Here is a 4,090-nt window from a genome sequence, read left to right on the forward strand (position 1 = left end):
CTGTATCTGGATAACGATGCCGAAGAAGCTTGCCTCGGTGCAAGGCATGGTTTCAGGCATGCGCAAGGTCGCGTCGGGGATAGAGAGGCCCATCTGCTGTGAATCGACGATACGGCGAAACTCGGTCTTCACGGGTTCGGGCGATTCGTTGGCGATCAGGCGCACGGCGTCGTTCAGCGGCAGGCCGGATTTGACCGCGCGCACGATGATGTCGAGCGCGTTTGGAAATTCGTTGAGAAATGCCTTGACCCGGCGGGCGCGACGAAACGTGACGAACCAGCGCGGCAGGCCCAGCCCCCCGGCCAACAGCACGCCCGGCAAGGCGATCAGCGGGGCTCCGGCCACAAAGGCGACAATCATCAAAACGATGCCGCATACGGCGGAGTATATATAGAAACGCTCGATGGTGGTCTTGAGGCCGGCCTGACGAAGCTGGGCTTTCAGCGGCGGTTTCTTGACGCGGCTGTCCTTGGTTTTCTGCTTGGCGTCGAGTTCGTTAAGAGAATCCTGAACCGATTTGCGCCGCTTGACGGCTTCCGCCACGCGGTCGCGCGAGGCTTTGACGACGGAGCGATCCGTCTCGGCGGTCCTGATCGTTTCGAGCCGCTTGCCAACCTGTTTCTCGTTGCTGATGCGGGTGAACAGAAATGCATAAGCGACGGCGCCGGCGCTGAAGCCGGCGAGCACGACAAACGCCAGTACTGTGCCGTCAATTCCAAACATTGGCCCGAACCCTTACACCCCAGCATGCGTCAGTCAGCGCGTTTCTCCATCGCCTCGAGCGCAATGGCGAGACGCTGCTCCTCGCCGTAATAGCGTGCGCGCTCCCAGAAATGCGGACGGCCGATGCCGGTCGATACGTGCTCACCCAACAGCCGGCCGTTGGCGTCCTCGCCCTTGATGTTGTAAAGGACGATATCCTGCGTGATGATGACGTCGCCTTCCATCCCGATCACCTCGGTGATGTGGGTGATGCGGCGCGATCCGTCGCGCAGGCGCGCCGCCTGGATGATCACGTCGATGGAACCGACGACGATTTCGCGCACTGTCTTCTGCGGCAGCGAATAGCCGCCCATGGCAATCATGGATTCGATACGGTTGAGGCATTCGCGCGGGCTGTTCGAGTGGATCGTGCCCATCGAGCCGTCATGGCCGGTGTTCATCGCCTGCAGAAGATCGAACACCTCGGGTCCGCGCACTTCGCCGACGATGATGCGCTCTGGCCGCATGCGCAGACAGTTCTTGACCAAGTCGCGCATCGTCACCTCACCCTCGCCCTCCAGATTGGGCGGGCGGGTTTCGAGGCGCACCACATGCGGCTGCTGCAATTGCAGCTCGGCCGAGTCTTCGCAGGTGATGACGCGCTCCTCGCGGTCGATATAGTTGGTCAGGCAATTGAGCAGCGTCGTCTTGCCCGAACCGGTGCCGCCCGAGATCACGATGTTGCAGCGAACACGACTGATGATCTTGAGAACTTCGGCGCCCTGCGGCGAGATGGCGCCGAACTTGACCAGCTGATCGAGCGTCAGCTTGTCCTTCTTGAATTTGCGGATGGTGAGCGTGGCGCCATCGATGGAGAGTGGCGGCGCGATGACGTTGACGCGGGAGCCGTCGGGAAGGCGCGCGTCGCAGATCGGGCTGGATTCGTCGACGCGGCGGCCAACCTGGCTGACGATACGCTGGCAGATGTTGAGGAGCTGCTGATTGTCACGAAAGCGGATACCGGTCTGTTCGACCTTGCCGTTGACTTCGATGTAGACGTTCCTGGAGCCGTTGACCATGATGTCGGCGATGTCGTCGCGGGCGAGCAGCGGCTCGAGCGGCCCATAGCCGAGCACGTCGTTGCAGATGTCCTCGAGCAGCTCTTCCTGCTCGGCGATCGTCATTGCGAAGTTCTTGATCGCGATGATGTCGTTGACGATGTCGCGGATTTCCTCGCGCGCGCTTTCAGGGTCAAGCTTGGAAAGCTGCGACAGATCGATGGTGTCGATGAGCGCGGAGAAGACCTGGCTCTTGGTATCGTAATAAGTTTCGCTCTTTTCGCGCTGTGCCCGCTTCGGCTCAGGCGCCAATGGCGGTGCCTCGACCGCACGGCGCGCCGGCGGCGCGACAGGCGCGCTTGGCGCCGCCGTGGGCCGGGTCAGAACCGCTGTGTCCATGGAACTTGCAGCCGGCGGCGCAACAGGCGCCGGTGCTGGCTGGCGAAATTCCGGCGTGAACCGGTTGCCGTCGTCGCTGCCTCTTTTACCAAACATGATCGACTACCGATTCCACTGCTGAAGCGTCACTTCTTGTTGCGCGAGAGCTTGCCGAGCAGGCTGCCGAGCCCGGCCTTCTTCTTGATCTTGATTTCGCTGCGCCCGGTCAGCACATGCGCCATTTCGTTGATCATCGCGACGACCGGGTTCTTGGCATCCATTTCGCCAAGCATGCGTCCGTTGTTGGCGGCATTGCCGAACAGCAACGGATCAAACGCAATGACCGACATCGGCGACAGGCCGAGCGGCTCGGCGAAATCGGACGGCGAAATCTCCGGGCGCTTCGGCACGCCGGCCTGGTTGATGATCAGCTTGGGCGGCGGATCATTGGGACGAAGCCGCTTGAGCATATCGACGAGATTCTTGGTGTTGCGCAGATTGGCGAGTTCCGGTGTCGCGGTGATGACGATCTCGTCGGCCTTGACCAGGGTGTTCTTGGTCCAGCCCGTCCAGGCATGCGGGACGTCGAGCACCAGAAGCGGCACGCTGCGCTGGGCGGTGTCGATAAGCTGCGCGAAGGCCTCGGGATCGAAATCATAGACCCGTTCGAGCGTCGAAGGCGCTGCCAGCAGCGACAGATGCTCGGCGCACTGGGTCAGCAGCCGGTCGAGATAGACTTCATCGATGCGTTCGGGTGAAAACACCGCCTCGGCGATGCCTTGCGCCGGATCCTGGTCGAAATTGATGTTGGCGGTGCCGAAAGCCAGATCGAGATCGGCGACGACCACTTCGGATTTGAACAGGGAGGACATCGCCCAAGCCACATTGTGGGCGATCGTCGAGGAGCCGACACCGCCCTTGGCGCCGACGAAGGCGATCGAGCGGCCGAGCGGCTCGGCTTCCGGATCGATGAAAATCGACGACACCACGCTGACGATGTCGGCCATCGAGACCGGAGCGATCACATATTCGGAAATGCCGTTGCGGATGAGCTCGCGGTAGAGGCCGACATCATTGTAGTGGCCGATCACCACCACCTTCGACGTCGGATCGCAATATTCCGAGAGCTGGGCGAGTTGCTCCAGCAATTGCTTGGGCTCGCTGCGCGATTCCAGCAGGATCAGGTTGGGCGTCGGCGCCGATTGGTAGAATTCGATGGCAGTGGGGACGCCGCCCATATGGACCTTGAGATGCGCCTTCGTCATGCGGCGGTCCTCGCCGGCGCGCTCGACCGGGTTGGCAACACCCTCGGTCTCGCAGAATGCCTGGATCGAGATGCGCGGGATCGGCCGCAACGCCTGCATCGCGGCGATGTCCTGCTGCGAGGTATCGCTGCCGTCTACAGGAGTGTCATAGGCCAGATTGTTCATGTTCGTGTACTCCGAACTGCGATCGTTAGTAGCTAACTTCGCCTTCTGCTTCCCAATCAAAGAAGGGTTGATTTCGGTACCCATCGATGACTTTCCCACGCTGCTCGGCGTCGATAGGTGCCTGCTTGCGCGGTCCGAGCAGGTCGGCCGGATTGGCCATCTGGGCGGCGAGGTTGTTCTGATACGAGCAGCCGAAATCGGCGTAGTGCTTGTTTTCCGAGGTCTCCACCAGATCTTCGGGCCAACGCCCGCATTTGTCGGTCTGAGCTTTCACCGAGATATAGGCGACGCGAATCGGGGCCGAGGCTTCGGCGGAAGCGGACTGATAAGAGGTCATGACAATCCGGTTGCGCTTGATGCCGCTGGCAACCACCAGCCTGACAAAATCGCGGCTGGCAGCGGCCGCCGCGATCTCGTTGGCCGAGCCGACAGGGATAGCGATCGTCACCGCCGGAGCGGCGCTCCTGTCGTAGCCGTCGAGAAAGCCCGAAAGCGTGTCACGCTGAGAGCCCGTCATACCAC

Annotated in this window: 4 protein-coding genes; all 4 read right to left on the bottom strand. The window is 61.5% G+C overall.

Features of this window, described 5'->3' with window-relative positions; genetic code table 11:
* A partial coding sequence (locus EN984_RS24915; RefSeq protein ID WP_164765625.1) for a type II secretion system F family protein occupies positions 1–723 on the bottom strand: 723 nt, incomplete at its 3' end.
* Between the two features lie 29 nt (positions 724–752).
* Positions 753–2,255, bottom strand: coding sequence for a CpaF family protein (locus EN984_RS24920; RefSeq protein ID WP_127270234.1), 1,503 nt, complete (start codon positions 2,253–2,255; stop codon positions 753–755).
* Positions 2,256–2,284: 29 nt separating this feature from the next.
* Entirely contained in the window at positions 2,285–3,568 is a 1,284-nt protein-coding gene (locus EN984_RS24925) for a CpaE family protein (RefSeq protein ID WP_127270395.1), read from the bottom strand.
* 25 nt (positions 3,569–3,593) lie between these two features.
* On the bottom strand, positions 3,594–4,090 hold a 497-nt coding region (locus EN984_RS24930; protein ID WP_164765626.1), incomplete at its 5' end, for a CpaD family pilus assembly lipoprotein.

This window comes from Mesorhizobium sp. M7A.F.Ca.CA.004.12.1.1, assembly GCF_003997835.1.
Classification (GTDB): Bacteria; Pseudomonadota; Alphaproteobacteria; order Rhizobiales; family Rhizobiaceae; genus Mesorhizobium.

Bases quoted from the DNA above. Each gene is read 5' to 3' on its own strand.
- EN984_RS24920 (WP_127270234.1), bottom strand. From the start codon at position 2,255: ATGTTTGGTAAAAGAGGCAGCGACGACGGCAACCGGTTCACGCCGGAA.
- EN984_RS24925 (WP_127270395.1), bottom strand. From the start codon at position 3,568: ATGAACAATCTGGCCTATGACACTCCTGTAGACGGCAGCGATACCTCG.